The following is a 15720-nucleotide window of genomic DNA, read 5'->3' as shown; positions in this document are numbered from 1 at the left end:
CGTCTGCCCGCCTCGTTGCTTACTTGTTGTTGAGCCCGAAGCGCCCGCCGCCCGTGAGCGCGAGCGAGATGGCCGCGAACAGGAACATGCCCTGCAGTTCCAGCGCCCAGCCGCCTTGCCCGTTCAGCGCGCCGAGGTCCTTGCGGTGGGCCAGCCAGATCGCCACCACCATGTTGATGGCCACGACCAGCGCGGCGGGCCGCGTGAACAGGCCGACGATCAGCAGCACCGGCGCCAGGATCTCGCCCACGTAGACCAGGTAGGCCAGCACCGCGGGCACGCCGTGCGACGCGAGCATGCCGCCGATGCCGTCGACGCCCTTGCCGACCTTGGCAATGCCATGCAGCAGGATGAGGATGCCCAGCGCAACGCGCAGGATGAGCTTGCCGGTGTCGTCGGACTTGACCATGGTGTGATTCCTGTTCGGGAGTGATGAAAGGGCCGTATGGTAGTGAAACTGGCCGCGCCGCCAACCGATCGCCCGCGAGCGGATCGACATATGTATCCAACGCAGGGTTCTTTGTCGGCGGCCTGCATCGCCCCGTACACTGCCTTTTGCCTACTGTTGAGGAGCACACACCAATGATGATGAAGAAGACAAGCACCCGATTCCGCCCGGCACTGCTCGCCGCTGCCTCCGTTCTTGCGCTGGCCGCCACGGCCCCGGCCTTCGCCGGCAAGACGCTCGACGCGGTCAAGCAGCGCGGCACCGTCAAGTGCGGCGTGACCAACGGCGTGGCCGGTTTCTCGGCCCCCGACACGCAGGGCAACTGGTCGGGCCTGGACGTTGACACCTGCCGCGCCATCGCCGCGGCCGTGCTGGGCGATCCCAAGAAGGTCGACTTCGTGCCGCTGAATTCGCAGCAGCGCTTCTCGGCGCTGCAGGCCGGCGAGATCGACATCCTCGCGCGCAACACCACCTGGACGCTCACGCGCGACGCCTCGCTGGGCTTCAACTTCACCACCATCACCTACTACGACGGCCAGGGCTTCCTGGTGCCCAAGAAGCTCAAGGTGACGAGCGCCAAGCAGCTCAAGAACGCCACCATCTGCACGCAGTCGGGCACCACCAACGAGAAGAACGTGTCGGACTACTTCCGCGCGCAGAACATCCCGGTGAAGACCGTCGTGTTCGAGAGCTTCGAGGCCTCGTTCAAGGCCTTCTTCTCGGGCCGCTGCCAGGCCTTCACCACCGACGCCTCGGCGCTGGCCGGCCTGCGCAACAAGGAAGCGCCGAACCCCGACGACTACCTCATCCTGCCCGAGCTGATCTCCAAGGAACCGCTCGCACCGCTGGTGCGCCGTGGCGACGACGAGTGGTTCGCCATCGCCAAGTGGGTGCCCAACGCGCTCATCGAGGCGGAAGAGTTCGGCGTCACGCAGGCCAATGCCGACCAGCTCAAGGCCGGCAGCAAGGACCCGGCGCAGCAGCGCCTGCTCGGCGCCGGTGAAGACCTCGGCAAGCTGCTCGGTCTCGACAAGGACTGGTCGTACCGCGCCATCAAGGCCGTGGGTAACTACGGCGAAATGTTCGAGCGCAACGTCGGACCGAAGTCGGTGCTCAAGCTGCCGCGCGGCTCCAATAATTTGTGGAGCAAGGGCGGCCTGATCTACGCACCACCCGTTCGATGAGCCGCCAGGCCTCGCGCCGCGGCGCCTGGCTGGCTTGGCTCGTGCAGGCCCTCTTGGTGCTGGCCGTCGTGGCCGGTGCCTTCTGGGTGGTGAACCATGCGCTCGAGGTGCTGCGCGCACGCGGCGTGCGTTCGGGCTTCGACTTCCTCACCGAGCCCGCGGGCTTCTCGATCAGCGAAGGCTGGCTCGACTTCGACGCCAGCCAGCCGTCATGGCGCGCGTTCCTCGCGGGTCTGATCAACACCGTGCGCGCGGCCGTGCCGGCGGCCATCTTCGCGGTGGTGCTCGGCACGCTGATCGGCATCGGCCGGCTCGCGCCGCACGTGCTGCTGCGCGGCATCTGCACCGCGTACGTGGAGCTGCTGCGCAACGTGCCGCTGCTGGTGCAGCTGCTGATGCTGGCGTTCGCGATGGCCAACCTGCTGCCCGATCCGACCGAGCCCGTGCACCTGCTGCCGGGCGTGTGGCTCAGCAAGGGCGGGCTCAGCGTGCCCTGGCCTGTGACAGGTGAGGGCGGCGGGTGGCCCACGCATTTCGAATGGCCCGAGCGCGGTGATTTCGGCGTGAGCGGCGGCGCCGCGCTGAGCCCGGAGTACGTGACCATCGTCGCGGGGCTGTCGCTGTACTCGGCGGCCTTCGTCGCCGAGATCGTGCGCGCGGGCATCCTCTCGGTGTCGCAGGGGCAGGTGCTGGCGGGGCAGGCGCTGGGCCTGTCGTCGGTGCAGCAGCTGCGCATCGTGATCCTGCCGCAGGCGCTGCGCGTGATCGTGCCCTCGCTCACCAACCAGCTGCTGAGCCTCACCAAGAACTCGTCGCTCGCCGTGGCCGTGGGCTATCCGGAGCTGGTGTCGGTGGCCAACACCACCATCGGCTCGAACGGGCGCGCCTTCGAGTGCATCGCGATCATCATGGCGGTGTACCTGCTGCTCTCGCTCGTGATCTCCTTCGGCATGAACCGCTACAACGCGCGCGTCGCGCTGCGAGGCTGGCGATGAGAAACATCGCGCAAGGCCCCATCGCATGGCGCAGCGAGCTGTGGGGTTCGCCGCTGCGTGCGCTGGCCACGGTGCTGCTGCTGGGCCTGCTGGCCTGGGCCGGCTTTCACGCATTCGAATGGGGTGTGGTGCACGCCGTGTTCCGCCCCGACGCCGACGCCTGCCGCGCGGTGCAGCACGGCGCCTGCTGGGGCGTGGTGGCCGAGAAGTGGCGGCCGATGCTGTTCGGTCGCTTTCCGTATGAAGAGCAGTGGCGTCCGGCTGTCGCCGTCGTCGTGTTGTCCGCGGTGACCGTGCTCAGCGCGTGGCCGCGCAGCTGGCGCTGGTGGCTGGCGCCGTTGTGGGGCGTGGCACTGCTGCTGTTCGTCGGGCTGATGCACGGCGGCGTGGCCGGGCTCAGCACCGTGCCGACCAGCCGCTGGGGCGGCCTGCCGCTCACCATCGGGCTGGCCGTGGTCGGGCTGGCGCTGGCCTTTCCGCTGGCACTGTTGCTCGCGATGGGGCGGCGCTCCGAATGGCCCGTGGTGCGCACGCTGAGCGCGAGCTATATCGAGCTGGTGCGCGGCGTGCCGCTGATCTCGGTGCTGTTCATGGCCTCGTTCCTGCTGCCGCTGCTGTGGCCCGCGGGCTGGCAGCCCGACGTGCTGGTGCGCGTGCTCATGGGCCTCACGCTGTTCGTCGCGGCGTATCTGGCGGAGATCATCCGCGGCGGCCTGCAGGCCGTGCCACGCGGGCAGACCGAGGTGGCGATGGCGCTGGGCTTTGGCCGCTGGCCGGTGCAGCGCGACATCGTGCTGCCGCAGGCGCTGCGCCTCGTCGTGCCCGCGCTGACCAACAGCGTGGTCGGCACCTTGAAGGACACCTCGCTGGTCACCGTGGTCGGTTTGTTCGAGTTGACCGGCGCGCTCGGGCTGGCGCTGGGCGGCGACCCGGTCTGGCGGCCGTTCTACCTCGAGGGCTACCTGTTCGTGGCAGCTGTCTACTGGCTGCTGTGCTTCGGGCTGTCGCGCTACAGCGTCTGGCTGGAGCGGCGCCTGGGCACCAGCTCGGCGTAGCCGGTCTGCGCATCGGGCTCGCGCGAGAAGCGCCATTCGGGCAGCACCGCGACGAGGATCTCGGCCGTGGTGCGCACCACGCAGCCCGGCGCGGCATGGCCGCCCGACACCCGGCCGGCGCCGTCCGACACGCTGAGATGCAGGTGCGAGCCGTCGGGCGAAAGCGTGCCGGCGAGCATGAGGATTTCAAGGTCGCCTTCGATCCGCGTCGCCGACTCGGCACCTGCGAAACGGATGCTCGCGCCGCGCAGGCTGCCGATGCCCGAGACCACGAAGGCCGCGTCGCCGATGCCGGGTTGCTTCAGCACGGCGTCGAGCGCCGCGCGCAGGTCGTCGCCCGGTTGCAGCCGCAGCACGAGCGTGTCCATGCGCGTGCGCCTCGCGTCAACTCGCCGACAGCGCCTTGTCGACCACCTGCTGCGCCTCGCCGAGGATGCGTGCGAGGTGGTCGTCACCAAGGAAGCTCTCGCCGTAGATCTTGTAGATGTTCTCCGTGCCCGACGGCCGTGCGGCGAACCAGCCGTTCTCGGTGACGACCTTCACGCCGCCGATGGCCGCGCCGTTGCCCGGTGCGTGGCTCAGCACGTTCTCGATCTTCTCCCCGGCCAGCGTGGTCGAGGTGATCTGCTGCGGCGACAGCGCAGACAGGCGCTTCTTCTGCTCGGGCGTGGCGGGCGCGTCCACGCGGTCGGACACCGGGCGCCCCAGCGCCTGCGTCAACTCGGTGAAGCGCTCGCCGGGGTCGCGACCCGTGCGCGCGGCGATTTCGGCCGAGAGCAGGGCGGGCACGATGCCGTCCTTGTCGGTGGTCCAGGCGCTGCCGTCGTGGCGCAGGAAGGTGGCGCCCGCGCTTTCCTCGCCGCCGAAGCCCAGCGAGCCGTCGACCAGCCCGTCGACGAACCACTTGAAGCCCACCGGCACTTCGTACAGCGGGCGGCCCAGCCGCGCCGCCACGCGGTCGATCATGCGGCTGCTGACCACTGTCTTGCCGACGGCGGCCTGCGCCGGCCAGTGTGGGCGGTGCGTGAAGAGGTAGTCGACCATCACCGCGAGGTAGTTGTTCGGCTGCATCAGGCCCGCGCTGCGCGTGACCACGCCGTGGCGGTCGTGGTCGGTGTCGCAGGCGAAGGCGATGCCGAAGCGGTCTTTCAGCGCGACCAACCCGTGCATCGCGTCGGGTGACGACGGGTCCATGCGAATGCGGCCGTCCCAGTCGAGCGACATGAAGCGGAAGGTCGGGTCGACCGCCTGGCTCAGCACGTTCAGGCGCTGGAGCTTGTAGCGCGCGGCAATGGCCGGCCAGTAGTGCACGCCGGCACCGCCCAGCGGATCGACGCCCAGGTCGACGGTGCCGCCGCGGATCGCGTCCATGTCGAGCACCTGGGCCAGGTCTTCGACGTAGGTGTTCAGGTAATCGTGGCGGTGCGTGGTGGACGCCTTCAGCGCCTGCGCCAGCGGCATGCGCTTCACGCCTTCGAGCTTGTTCGCCAGCATCTTGTTGGCGGCGGCTTCGACGGCGGAGGTGATGTCGGTGCCCGCGGGGCCGCCGTTGGGCGGGTTGTACTTGAAGCCGCCGCTTTCGGGCGGGTTGTGCGAGGGCGTGATGACGATGCCGTCGGCCAGACCGCTCGTGCGTCCGCGGTTGTAGACCAGGATGGCGTGCGACACGGCCGGCGTGGGCGTGTACTCGTCGTCCTTCGACAGCATCAGCTCGACGCCGTTGGCCGCCAGCACCTCGACCGCGCTGGCGAAGGCGGGCGTGGACAGCGCGTGCGTGTCGATGCCCAGGAACAGCGGGCCGTCGATGCCTTGCTGCTTGCGGTAGTCGCAGATGGCCTGGCTGATCGCCAGCACATGCCATTCGTTGAACGCGTCGTCGAACGAGGAGCCGCGATGGCCCGAGGTGCCGAAGGCCACGCGCTGGCTGGGCACGGCCGGGTCGGGGCGACCGGTGTAGTAGGCCGAGACGAGGCGCGGCACGTCCACCAGCAGATCAGACGGGGCCGGCTGGCCCGCGAGGGGATGGGAAGAGGTGCTCATGTCGAAAGCGGGTGATGAAAGAGAAGCGCACCGGCGGTGCCGTGCGCGGCCTTTCAGCATACGCCATGGGCGGGGGCGGCTTGCCGCCTGCGCGCCCGTTCACAGAGGTCCGCTTACAACCCTTTCAATGTGAGCGCCGCGTGCGCACCCGCTCCGGGCCGTCGCCCGTGGCCAGCCACCGGGCGGGCACCTCGAAGTACGCGGCGATCGCGTGTAGGTGCAGAGTGCCTGCGCAGCTGTGGCGGTCGGTGAGCCAGCGGATCACGGTGGGGGCGCTGACGCCGCACTGTCGGGCGAGCTCGGATTTCCATTGGGGCTGCGACCCCGCGACAAGCGAGATCAGTCGGTCTTGAAAACTGGCGTTCATGGTCGGCCCCCTTTGGCGACAACAGCGGTCGGCTCTGAATTTCCTCGAAACGCGCCAGGGACCCAACCCCTCCTTCGCAGGGGCTGGTAGTTTTTTGCATGGAGGGTGATCTAGTTCCGACGCGCGGCGGCTCTACCCGTGGGTGCCAGCGTCAGAATGAGGGTGCATATCGGCCAGAAAGGCCGAAGGGGGTGTGCCATGAAAGTGATGACGCTGGACGACCACGCGTTGTTTCGCGCGGGCCTGCGCATGCTGCTGGAGAGCATGGAGCGCAGCGCCGAAATCTTCGAAGCCGCCACGGTCGACGAGGCCTGCGCCCTGGCGCTGCGCCATCCCGACCTGGCGATCTGCCTGCTCGATCTCGAACTGCGCGGCGAGTACGGTCTGGATGCGCTGGTGCGCCTGAAGGCGGCCGCGCCCGACATCGCGGCCGTGGTGGTGTCGGCCTCGACCGATGTCGACATCATCCGCGGTTGCCTGGAGGCGGGCGCCATGAGCTTCGTGCCCAAGAGCATGCCGGCCGACTTCCTGAAACGGGCCTTCGAGACCGTGCTGGCGGGGGAGGTCTACCTGCCGCAGGAAATCCTGCACCTGGGGTCGAAGAGCACCGCCAGGCCGACGCTCAGCCCGCGCCAGGCAGATACCTTGCACGGCCTGGCGCGCGGGCTGCCGACCAAGTCGATCGCGCGCGAGCTCGGCCTGTCCGAACACACGGTGAAGGAGTACATCGGCACCTTGTTCCAGGCACTGGGTGTGCACAATCGCACCGAGGCCGTGATCACGGGCATCCGCCTGGGGCTGTTGTCGCCGCTGCAGCGCAAGGGGTCATGAGCGGGCCTCCGCGGGCGGCTAAGCTTCAGGCTGGTTTCAAGGAGCAAGACAAGATGCGCATGACGTTTGGCCGGCACGGGTTTCTTCTGACGGCTGCGGCCCTGGCTGCGGTGCTCGCGGGCTGCGAGGCCCCGCCCAAGGACCGGCCGCTCACCTCCGAAGTGCCGGCGCCGCCGAGCTTCGCGCCCCCGCCCGAAAGTTGCCAGGCCCCGGAAGTGCGCTTTGCACTGGGCATGCAGGCGACGCGTCCGTTGCTGGAAGAAATGCGCCAGCGCGCCGGCGCGAAAACCGCCCGCACCGTGCCGGCCACGGCGCCGGCCGACCCGGCCCAGGACGCGACGCGGCTCAACGCGCAGGTCGATCCCACGGGTCGCATCCTCGGCGCGTACTGCGGCTGAGCCGCACACGCCCATTCAGCGGCCTCACTGGGAGGCCAGCGCCTCCATCAGGTCGGTCTCGATGGCCAGCTGCGTCTTCTGGCCCTGCAGTTCCGGTCCGCTGATCAGGAACGTGTCTTCCACCCGTTCGCCCAGGGTCGTCACCTTCGCCAGCTGCAGGTTCAGGTGATGCCGCGCGAGCACGCGCGCCACCGAATACAACAGGCCCGCGCGGTCGCTGGCCGAGATGCTGAGCAGCCAGCGCTGCGCCTTGTCGTCGGGCACGAGGCTGATGCGTGGCTTGATCGGAAAGCTGCGCACCCGGCGTGACACGCGTCCCATGCTGGGGGCGGGCAGGGCGCCGGCTTCGGTGAGCGTTTGCGCCAGGCCGGTCTCGACCATGCTGATCAGGTCGCGGTAATGGTCGGGCTGGAAGGTCGTCACCACCTGGAAGGTGTCGAGCGCGTAGCCGTTGCTCGTGGTGTGGACCTTGGCGTCCAGGATGCTGAACGAGGCCTGGTCGAAATAGCCGCAGATGCGCGCGAACAGGTCGGACTGGTCGGGCGTGTAGACCACCACCTGCAGCCCTTCGCCCACCGGCGACAGGTGCGCGCGCACGATGGGCAGCGCCTTCGGATCGATAGGCACGTTCTTGGGCGGCACGAAGCGCGAGAGCTGCTTGGCGTGCCAGGCGATCTCGGTGGCGTCGTGGCGCATGAAGTAGCCGACGTCGAGCGTGTCCCACAGCGCCTTGTGCGCCTCGAAGCGCTGGGCGTGCAGGGCCAGCAGCACCAGGGCCTCGCGCTTGCGGGCCTCGACCTCGGCGTCCGGGTCGGGCATGCGTCCGCCCAGGGCGCGCAGGGTGAAGCGATACAGGTCTTCGAGCAGCTTGCCTTTCCAGGCATTCCACACGCGCGGCGAGGTGCCGCGGATGTCGGCCACCGTCAGCAGGTACAGCGCCGTGAGGTAGCGCTCGTTGCCGACGCGCTTGGCAAAAGCGCCGATGACCTCGGGGTCGCCCAGGTCCTGCTTTTGTGCGACCTGGCTCATCACCAGGTGCTCGGCCACGAGGAATTCGATGAGCTTGGCGTCTTCGCGGGCGATGCCGTGCTGCTTGCAGAAACGCTGCACGTCGCGCGCGCCGAGCGTGGAGTGGTCGCCGCCGCGGCCCTTGGCGATGTCGTGGAAGAGGGCGGCGACGTAGAGAATCCAGGGCTTGTCCCAGCCCGCCGCGAGCTGCGAGCAGCCCGGGTACTCGTGCGCATGCTCGGCGATGAAGAAGCGGCGCACATTGCGCAGCACCATCAGGATGTGCTGGTCGACCGTGTACACATGGAACAGGTCGTGCTGCATCTGCCCCACGATGCTGCGGAACACGCGCAGGTAGCGCCCCAGCACCGAGGTCTGGTTCATGAGCCGGAAGGCATGCGTGATGCCGTAGGGCTGCTGCAGGATCCGCATGAAGGTCACGTGGTTGACCGGGTCGTTGCGGAACTTGCTGTCCATGACATGGCGCGCGTTGTACAGCGCACGCAGCGTGCGCGCCGACAGGCCCTTCACGCCGATGGTCTTCTGGTACAGCAGGAAGGTCTCGAGCACCGCGTGCGGCTCGCGCTCGTACAGGTCGTCGCTGGCGATCTCGATCAGGCCGGCGCGCTCGTAGAAGCGCTCGTTGATGGTCGTGGGCTGCTCGTCGATGGGCTGCAGCCGCTCGGAAATATTGAGCAGCAGGATCTGGTTGAGCTGCGACACCGCCTTGGCGGCCCAGTAGTAGCGACGCATCAGCGCCTCGCTCGACTTGCGCTGCGACTCGCTCTCGTAGCCGAAGCTCGCGGCCACGGCGGTCTGCAGGTCGAACACCAGCCGGTCTTCGCGCCGGTTGGCGATCACGTGCAGGCGGGCGCGGATGAGCGAGAGCAGGGCTTCGTTGCGCTTGATCTGCTGCGCCTCGAAGGGCGTGGCCAGGCCGTTCTTGGCCAGGTCGTCCCAGCGGCTGCCGAAGCCGGCGGCCTTGCTCATCCAGAGGATGGTCTGCAGGTCGCGCAGGCCACCGGGCGATTCCTTGCAGTTGGGTTCGAGCGCGTAGGGCGTGTTGTCGAACTTCTGGTGGCGGTGCCGCATTTCCTGCGACTTGGCCACGAAGAAGGCCTGCGGATCGATGGCCTGGGTGAAGCGGCGGCGAAAGGCCGCAAAGAGCTTCTTGTCGCCCGTGATCAGGCGCGATTCGAGCAGCGAGGTCTGGACCGTGATGTCCTTGGCGGCCTCGTCCAGGCACTCCTCGAGCGTGCGCACGCTGGAGCCGATCTCGAGGCCGGCGTCCCAGCACTGGCCGATGAAGGCCTCGATGCGGGCCGGCTCGACGCCGCTGTCCTGGCCCTCGGGCGGCAGCAGCAGCAGCACGTCGACGTCGGAGTACGGGAACAGCTCGCCGCGCCCGTAGCCGCCCACCGCGGCCAGCGCGAAGGCGTCGCCGAAGCCGGCCTCGTTCCACAGCGCAGTGAGCGTCTGGTCGGCCAGCGCCGAGAGCTGGCGCAGCACCGTGTGGACGCTGCGGGTGGGCGCGCGGGCGAAGCGCAGGGTGTCGAAAAGGGCGAGCTTTTTCGCGCGATAGGCTTCGCGCAGCGTCGCCACGTCGATCTTGGCTGCTTCGATCACGGCGGGGGCGCGCTTCGGCGCGTCAGGTTTTGGTGGAGGTGACGAAGGCCGGCAGCGGCGGGCTGCCTTCGGAGAGCGTCAGCACCTCGTAGCCGGTTTCGGTGACGAGCACGGTGTGCTCCCACTGGGCCGACAGCGAATGGTCGCGCGTGACGATGGTCCAGCCGTCGTACTGGCCGCCCTTGAAGTCTTCCTTCACGTCGCGCTTGCCGGCGTTGATCATCGGCTCGATGGTGAAGATCATGCCGGGCTTGAGCTCTTCCATGGTGCCCGGGCGGCCGTAGTGCAGCACCTGGGGCTCTTCGTGGAAGCGCTGGCCCACGCCGTGGCCGCAGAACTCGCGCACGATCGAGAAGCCCTGGCCCTCGGCGAACTTCTGGATCGCATGGCCCACATCGCCCAGGTGGGCGCCGGGGCGCACCTGCAGGATGCCGTGCCACATGGCCTCGAAGGTGACGTTGCACAGGCGCTTGGCCGCGATGGAGGCGTCGCCGATCACGAACATGCGGCTGTTGTCGCCGAACCAGCCGTCCTTGATGACGGTGACGTCGACATTCATGATGTCGCCCTTCTTCAGGGGCTTGTCATTGGGGATGCCGTGGCACACCACGTGGTTCACCGAGGTGCACAGCGACTTCGGGAACGGCACGCTGCTGGCGCCCATGTAGCCCACCGTGGCCGAGGTGGTGCCCTGCTTGACCATGTACTCGGCGGCCAGCCGGTCCACGTCGTTGGTCGTGATGCCGGGCTTGATGAAGGGCGTGAGGTAGTCCAGCACCTCGGACCCGAGGCGGCAGGCGACCCGCATGGCTTCGATGCCTGCGGCGTCTTTGTAGGTAATGCTCATGCCCCGAATTATCCCATTCGGCAAGCTAAAATTCCGGGTTAACGCGGATGACCCCAGTCAGCGGCCATCCGCCTCGATTCCTTGATTTCCAACGCGCCCCCCGAGGCCCCATCGACCGTGACGCAGCCCGCACCTCAAGCCCTTCCTGTCGTAACCATGTTCGAGGGCGGCAGCGCACTCAGCGACTTCCGTGCGCGGCAGCTGCTGCCGAAGCTGCAGGCCATCGAGCCGCGCATCGAGGGCATTTCGGCCCGTTTCGTCCACCTGGTGGTCACCGATGCCTCGCTGGGCGACGCCGACCGTGAGCGCTTTGCCGCGCTCCTGACCTACGGCGAGCCCTTCGAGGCCCTGGCGGCCAAGGCGAGCGCCTCGGTGGTCGTCACGCCCCGCCTGGGCACCGTGTCGCCCTGGGCCTCCAAGGCTACCGACATCGCCCACAACTGCGGCCTGGCGCTGCGCCGCGTGGAGCGCGTCACCCAGTACCACCTGAAGCTGAAGGCGCCGCTGATCGGCAAGGCCCCCGTGCTCGAAGGCGACGCGCTCGCCGCCGTGGCCGGCCCGCTGCACGACCGCATGACCGAATCGGTGCTCGCCGCCGTCGAACAGGCGGCCAGCCTGTTCAGCGAACTGCCGGCCCAGCCGATGGCGCAGGTCGACGTGCAAACCGGCGGCCGTGCGGCCCTGGTGGCCGCCAACACCGGCTTCGGCCTGGCGCTGGCCGAGGACGAGATCGATTACCTGGTGGACGCCTTCACCCGCCTGGGCCGCAACCCCAGCGACGTCGAACTCATGATGTTCGCGCAGGCCAACAGCGAGCATTGCCGCCACAAGATCTTCAACGCCAACTTCACCATCGACGGCGTGGCCCAGCCGCAGAGCCTGTTCTCGATGATCCGCCACACCGAGAAGCAGAACCCGCAGCACACGGTGATCGCCTATGCGGACAACGCTTCGGTGATGGAGGGCGCGACCATCGAGCGCTTCATTCCGGCGAACGGCTCGCAGAGCTATCAAAAAGATAGCGCCCTGAGCCATGTGCTGATGAAGGTCGAGACGCACAACCACCCGACGGCCATTTCCCCGTTCCCCGGCGCCTCGACCGGCGCGGGCGGCGAGATCCGCGACGAAGGCGCCACCGGCCGCGGCTCCAAGCCCAAGGCGGGCCTGACCGGCTTCACGGTCTCCAAGCTCTGGCCGGAAGAAGGCCACTACGGCAAGCCCGAGCACATCGCCAGCCCGTTGCAGATCATGACCGAGGGCCCGCTGGGCGGCGCCGCATTCAACAACGAATTCGGCCGTCCCAACCTGCTGGGCTACTTCCGCGAATACGAGCAAGCGGTGACCAGCGACCTCGACACCGTGCAGCGCGGCTACCACAAGCCCATCATGATCGCGGGCGGCCTGGGCAGCATCGACGCCACGCAGACCAAGAAGATCCAGTTCCCGGCGGGCTCGCTGCTGATCCAGCTCGGCGGCCCCGGCATGCGCATCGGCATGGGCGGCAGCGCCGCCAGCTCGATGGCGACCGGCGCCAACGCGGCCGAGCTCGACTTCGACTCGGTGCAGCGCGGCAACCCCGAAATCGAACGCCGCGCGCAGGAGGTCATCAACCACTGCTGGCAGCAGGGCGCGGCCAACCCGATCCTGGCGATCCACGATGTGGGCGCGGGCGGCCTGAGCAATGCCTTCCCCGAGTTGACCAACGATGCTGGCCGCGGCGCACGCTTCGACCTGCGTGCGGTGCCGCTCGAAGAGTCGGGCATGGCGCCCAAGGAAATCTGGTGCAACGAGAGCCAGGAGCGCTACGTGCTGGCCATCGCGCCCGAGTCGCTCGAACAGTTCAAGGCCTTCTGCGAGCGCGAGCGCTGCCCGTTCTCGGTGGTCGGTGTGGCGACCGAAGAGCGCCAGCTGCTGGTGGCCGACGAAGGCGCTGCGGTGCAGCCGGTCGACATGCCCATGGACGTGCTGCTGGGCAAGCCGCCCAAGATGCACCGCGACGTGAAGACCGTCGCCCGCAGCTTCAAGCCGCTCGACCTAACCGGCGTCGATTTGCAGAAGGCCGCCATCGACGTGCTCGCGCACCCGACCGTGGCCTCCAAGCGCTTCCTCATCACCATCGGCGACCGCAGCGTGGGCGGCCTGACGCATCGCGACCAGATGGTCGGCCCGTGGCAGGTGCCCGTGGCCGATTGCGCCGTGACGCTGGCCGACTACAAGGGCTTCGCCGGCGAAGCGATGAGCATGGGCGAGCGCACGCCGCTGGCCGCACTCGATGCGCCGGCCTCGGGCCGCATGGCTGTCGCCGAGGCCATCACCAACCTGCTGGCCGCGCCGATCGAACTCTCGCGCGTCAAGCTTTCCGCCAACTGGATGGCGGCCTGCGGCGAGCCCGGCGAAGACGCCGCGCTGTACGAGACCGTCAAGGCCGTGGGCCTGGAGCTGTGCCCGGCGCTGGGCGTGTCGATTCCGGTCGGCAAGGATTCGCTGTCGATGCGCACGCAGTGGAAGGACAACGGCGAAGCCAAGAAGGTCACCTCGCCCGTGAGCCTGATCGTCACCGCCTTCGCCTCGCTGGCCGACGTGCGTGGCACGCTCACGCCGCAGCTCGACGCGACCGAAGACGACACGACGCTCGTGCTCATCGACCTGGGCCGTGGCCAGCACCGCATGGCCGGCAGCATCCTGTCGCAGACGCTGAACCAGAGCGGCGACACCGTGCCCGACCTCGACGACCCGGCACAGCTGGTCGCGTTGGTCAACGCCGTGAACGCGCTGCGCGCCGACGGCAAGATCCTCGCCATGCACGACCGCAGCGACGGCGGCCTGTTCGCCACCGCCTGCGAAATGGCCTTTGCCGGCCACGTCGGCGTGGCGCTGAACGTCGACATGCTCGTCACCGAAGGCGACGGCATTTCCGACAGCCGCATGGAAACCGGCGACGCCAAGAACTGGGCGCAGCAGGTCAGCGCGCGCCGCGAAGAGCTCACGCTCAAGGCGCTGTTCAACGAAGAGCTGGGCATGGTGCTGCAGGTGCGCACCGCCGAGCGCAACGACGTCATGCAAGTGCTGCGCGCCCACGGCCTCAGCGCGCACAGCCATTTCGTCGGCAAGACGCGGCCCGCCAGCTCCACCATGGACGCGGGCAAGGGCAAGCTCGAAGTCTGGCGCGATGCCAAGTCGGTGTTCAGCGCCTCGCTGCACGACCTGCACCAGGTGTGGGATTCGGTCAGCTGGAAGATCGCCCGCGAGCGCGACAACCCGGCCTGCGCCGATGCCGAGCACGCCGCGGCCGGCGTGCCGAACGACCCGGGCATGCACGTGTTCCTGCCGAACACGCCGGTGGCACCGGCCATCCTGCAGTCGCGCCCCAAGGTCGCGATCCTGCGTGAGCAGGGCGTCAACTCGCACGTCGAGATGGCCTATGCGTTCACCGAAGCGGGTTTCGAGGCCTACGACGTCCACATGACCGACCTGCAGACGGGCAGGGCGGACCTGGCCGCGTTCAAGGGCGTGGTCGCCTGCGGCGGCTTCAGCTACGGCGACACACTGGGCGCGGGCATCGGCTGGGCGCGCAGCATCACCTTCAACCCGAAGCTGGCCGAGCAGTTCAAGACCTTCTTCGGCCGCGCCGACACCTTCGGCCTGGGCGTGTGCAACGGCTGCCAGATGTTCGCCGAGCTGGCCGACATCATCCCGGGCGCCGAGGCCTGGCCGCGCTTCACCACCAACCAGAGCGAGCGTTTCGAGGCGCGCCTGTCGATGGTCGAGGTGCTCGAGTCGCCCAGCATCTTCTTTGCGGGCATGGCCGGCAGCCGCCTGCCGATCGCGGTGGCGCACGGCGAGGGCTATGCCAACTTCAAGCACCGCGGCGACGCGGCCAAGGCCATCGGCGCGATGCGCTTCGTGGACAACCACGGCCAGCCGACCGAGCAGTACCCGTTCAACCCGAACGGCAGCGCGGGCGGCCTGACCTCGGTCACCACGCCGGACGGCCGCTTCACCGCCGTGATGCCGCACCCGGAGCGCGTGTTCCGCAACATCCAGATGAGCTGGACTTCGGGCGACAAGAGCGAGCTGAGCCCGTGGATGCAGATCTGGCGCAACGCGCGCAAGTGGGTGGGTTGATCGGGCGACGTCGGGCCGCGCAGGCGACCTGACGACGGCCAACGAAAAATGCCCTCCAGGCTCGGGTCTGGAGGGCATTTTTCATGGGGTTTGATGCGCCTGAGGCGCCGTCGATCAGCGCTGGCTGTTCAGCATCGACGCCTTGAACGACAGCACATGCGTCTTCGCCGCTTCGGCCGCCGCATCGGCGTCATGCCGCTGCAGCGTGGCGACGATGGTGCGGTGCTCCTCGATCACCTCGGCCAGATGCCCCTCGGCGGCCAGTGAGATCGCCCAGAAGCGCTGCGAGCGCGCGTGCAGCACGCTCAGGATGTCCTGCAGCATCGCGTTGCGCGCCGCCGCTGCGATCTTTTCGTGGAAGAGGCGGTCCAGGTTCATCACCGACATCGCATCGCGCCGCTGCGCCGCCGCTTCGAACTGCTCGGCGATGGCCTGCAGCTCGGCCAGCTCGGCCTCGGTGATGGCCGCCGCGGCCAGGCGCATGCACAGCACCTCGTTCACCAGCCGGACCTCGATGAGCTCCAGCGCGTCGTTGATCGACAGCGGCGAAGCCATCGCGCCCTTGCGCGGAATGATGCGGACCAGGCCCTCGGCCGACAGGCGGTGCAGCGCCTGGTTCACCGGCGTGCGGCCCACGCCCAGCCGCTCCATCACCTGGGCGGTGTTGAGGTATTCCCCGGGCTTGTAGGCCAGGGTCACCAGGGCTTCTTTCAGGCGCAGGTAGGCGGTTTCGTTGAGGGAGATGGCTGCTTCGGGCCGCCGGACGGGGGCTTTGCGGGCGGGCGTGGCTGCGTTC

Annotated in this window: 13 protein-coding genes; 6 read left to right on the top strand and 7 right to left on the bottom strand. The window is 68.5% G+C overall.

The window, feature by feature from the left end; translation table 11 throughout:
• Positions 1 to 19 precede the first annotated feature (19 nt).
• On the bottom strand, positions 20 to 409 hold the full coding sequence (locus tag AC07YS_RS13550) for a DoxX family protein (RefSeq protein ID WP_062471245.1): 390 nt from the start codon (positions 407 to 409) through the stop codon (positions 20 to 22).
• A gap of 179 nt (positions 410 to 588) precedes the next feature.
• Between AC07YS_RS13550 and AC07YS_RS13545 the strand changes: the two genes are divergently transcribed.
• The 3 genes from AC07YS_RS13545 to AC07YS_RS13535 are packed head-to-tail and all read left to right on the top strand — an operon-like array spanning position 589 to position 3682.
• Positions 589 to 1632 carry an amino acid ABC transporter substrate-binding protein gene (locus AC07YS_RS13545; protein ID WP_492743225.1) on the top strand — a complete coding sequence of 348 codons (1044 nt, stop codon included), beginning with the start codon at positions 589 to 591 and terminating at the stop codon, positions 1630 to 1632.
• Positions 1629 to 2627: an amino acid ABC transporter permease gene (locus tag AC07YS_RS13540; RefSeq protein ID WP_495268313.1), complete on the top strand. Its 999-nt coding sequence runs from the start codon at positions 1629 to 1631 to the stop codon at positions 2625 to 2627. Before AC07YS_RS13545 ends, AC07YS_RS13540 begins: the two co-directional genes overlap by 4 nt.
• On the top strand, positions 2624 to 3682 hold the full coding sequence (locus AC07YS_RS13535; protein ID WP_495268312.1) for an amino acid ABC transporter permease: 1059 nt from the start codon (positions 2624 to 2626) through the stop codon (positions 3680 to 3682). Before AC07YS_RS13540 ends, AC07YS_RS13535 begins: the two co-directional genes overlap by 4 nt.
• On the opposite strand, the gene AC07YS_RS13530 is transcribed toward AC07YS_RS13535, so the two are convergent.
• The 3 genes from AC07YS_RS13530 to AC07YS_RS13520 form a co-directional block, all read right to left on the bottom strand.
• Positions 3637 to 4050, bottom strand: coding sequence for a PPC domain-containing DNA-binding protein (locus AC07YS_RS13530; RefSeq protein ID WP_495268311.1), 414 nt, complete (start codon positions 4048 to 4050; stop codon positions 3637 to 3639). The two genes, AC07YS_RS13535 and AC07YS_RS13530, sit on opposite strands and share 46 nt — an antisense overlap.
• A 16-nt stretch (positions 4051 to 4066) precedes the next feature.
• The gene (gene pgm / locus AC07YS_RS13525) at positions 4067 to 5722 is read right to left on the bottom strand and encodes a phosphoglucomutase (alpha-D-glucose-1,6-bisphosphate-dependent) (RefSeq protein ID WP_495268310.1); all 1656 of its coding nucleotides are present in this window, start codon (positions 5720 to 5722) and stop codon (positions 4067 to 4069) included.
• A gap of 124 nt (positions 5723 to 5846) precedes the next feature.
• Positions 5847 to 6089, bottom strand: a complete 243-nt coding sequence (locus tag AC07YS_RS13520) for a helix-turn-helix domain-containing protein (RefSeq protein ID WP_062471259.1) — start codon at positions 6087 to 6089, stop codon at positions 5847 to 5849.
• Between the two features lie 198 nt (positions 6090 to 6287).
• Here AC07YS_RS13520 and AC07YS_RS13515 point away from each other — a divergent pair, with 198 nt between their 5' ends.
• On the top strand, positions 6288 to 6920 hold the full coding sequence (locus tag AC07YS_RS13515) for a LuxR C-terminal-related transcriptional regulator (protein ID WP_167395026.1): 633 nt from the start codon (positions 6288 to 6290) through the stop codon (positions 6918 to 6920).
• Positions 6921 to 6973: 53 nt separating this feature from the next.
• Positions 6974 to 7318: a hypothetical protein gene (locus AC07YS_RS13510; protein WP_056580768.1), complete on the top strand. Its 345-nt coding sequence runs from the start codon at positions 6974 to 6976 to the stop codon at positions 7316 to 7318.
• A 24-nt stretch (positions 7319 to 7342) separates the two neighbouring features.
• Here the strand turns inward: AC07YS_RS13510 and AC07YS_RS13505 are convergent, their stop codons facing one another.
• Together AC07YS_RS13505 and map are read right to left on the bottom strand one after the other, a co-directional pair.
• Entirely contained in the window at positions 7343 to 9952 is a 2610-nt protein-coding gene (locus AC07YS_RS13505) for a [protein-PII] uridylyltransferase (protein WP_159276945.1), read from the bottom strand.
• A 22-nt stretch (positions 9953 to 9974) separates the two neighbouring features.
• Complete coding sequence (map, locus tag AC07YS_RS13500) at positions 9975 to 10799, bottom strand: type I methionyl aminopeptidase (RefSeq protein ID WP_062471267.1); 825 nt, start codon at positions 10797 to 10799, stop codon at positions 9975 to 9977.
• A gap of 156 nt (positions 10800 to 10955) precedes the next feature.
• Between map and purL the strand changes: the two genes are divergently transcribed.
• The gene (gene purL / locus AC07YS_RS13495; RefSeq protein WP_495268347.1) at positions 10956 to 14924 is read left to right on the top strand and encodes a phosphoribosylformylglycinamidine synthase; all 3969 of its coding nucleotides are present in this window, start codon (positions 10956 to 10958) and stop codon (positions 14922 to 14924) included.
• 114 nt (positions 14925 to 15038) lie between these two features.
• Here purL and AC07YS_RS13490 read toward each other — a convergent pair.
• Positions 15039 to 15720, bottom strand: a 682-nt coding sequence (locus AC07YS_RS13490) for a GntR family transcriptional regulator (RefSeq protein ID WP_495275716.1), incomplete at its 5' end; no start/stop codon positions are given.

The sequence above is a fragment of the Variovorax sp. GW458-11-26-14-LB1 genome (assembly GCF_059423965.1).
This window is presented reverse-complemented; position numbering and strand designations above follow the sequence as displayed.

Bases quoted from the DNA above. Each gene is read 5' to 3' on its own strand.
- AC07YS_RS13550 (WP_062471245.1), bottom strand. From the start codon at position 409: ATGGTCAAGTCCGACGACACCGGCAAGCTCATCCTGCGCGTTGCGCTG.
- AC07YS_RS13545 (WP_492743225.1), top strand. From the start codon at position 589: ATGAAGAAGACAAGCACCCGATTCCGCCCGGCACTGCTCGCCGCTGCC.
- AC07YS_RS13540 (WP_495268313.1), top strand. From the start codon at position 1,629: ATGAGCCGCCAGGCCTCGCGCCGCGGCGCCTGGCTGGCTTGGCTCGTG.
- AC07YS_RS13535 (WP_495268312.1), top strand. From the start codon at position 2,624: ATGAGAAACATCGCGCAAGGCCCCATCGCATGGCGCAGCGAGCTGTGG.
- AC07YS_RS13530 (WP_495268311.1), bottom strand. From the start codon at position 4,050: ATGGACACGCTCGTGCTGCGGCTGCAACCGGGCGACGACCTGCGCGCG.
- pgm (WP_495268310.1), bottom strand. From the start codon at position 5,722: ATGAGCACCTCTTCCCATCCCCTCGCGGGCCAGCCGGCCCCGTCTGAT.
- AC07YS_RS13520 (WP_062471259.1), bottom strand. From the start codon at position 6,089: ATGAACGCCAGTTTTCAAGACCGACTGATCTCGCTTGTCGCGGGGTCG.
- AC07YS_RS13515 (WP_167395026.1), top strand. From the start codon at position 6,288: ATGAAAGTGATGACGCTGGACGACCACGCGTTGTTTCGCGCGGGCCTG.
- AC07YS_RS13510 (WP_056580768.1), top strand. From the start codon at position 6,974: ATGCGCATGACGTTTGGCCGGCACGGGTTTCTTCTGACGGCTGCGGCC.
- map (WP_062471267.1), bottom strand. From the start codon at position 10,799: ATGAGCATTACCTACAAAGACGCCGCAGGCATCGAAGCCATGCGGGTC.
- purL (WP_495268347.1), top strand. From the start codon at position 10,956: ATGTTCGAGGGCGGCAGCGCACTCAGCGACTTCCGTGCGCGGCAGCTG.